Source organism: Ruminococcus sp. AF17-1AC, from assembly GCF_003461385.1.
Taxonomy (GTDB): Bacteria; Bacillota; Clostridia; order Oscillospirales; family Ruminococcaceae; genus Hominimerdicola; species Hominimerdicola aceti.
Genome location: NZ_QTWZ01000030.1, coordinates 12,518 through 12,858, shown reverse-complemented (window position 1 = coordinate 12,858; position 341 = coordinate 12,518). Strand labels below are relative to the sequence as shown.

The window sequence follows — 341 nt, the reverse complement described above, 5'->3', positions numbered from 1 at the left end:
CCGAAAATACTTGGATGGTAACGTCCCGGTAAGATAGGGTGCTGCCGACACCTATGCACCATTAGCTCAGATGGTAGAGCAACTGACTCTTAATCAGTGGGTCCTGGGTTCGAGTCCCCGATGGTGCACCAAATTTCCCGTAACGGGCAGATATATTTTTGCTCGCTGCGGTTTTTCTTTATATGCTGCAGCTCAGCATTATATGGCCCGTTGGTCAAGCGGTTAAGACTCCGGCCTCTCACGCCGGCATCGGGAGTTCGATTCTCCCACGGGTCACCAATATTTCCTCTCGCTTGCGTGAGGTCGTTATGCAAGCTTCTCAAAAAGCTTGCTATTTTTTT

Annotated in this window: 2 tRNA genes; both read left to right on the top strand. The window is 49.9% G+C overall.

From position 1 onward, the window contains the following. Positions 1-55 precede the first annotated feature (55 nt). Positions 56-131 (top strand) — tRNA-Lys (locus DWW81_RS12610). Positions 132-204: 73 nt separating this feature from the next. After that, positions 205-279 (top strand) — tRNA-Glu (locus DWW81_RS12605). The last annotated feature ends 62 nt before the right edge of the window (positions 280-341 follow it).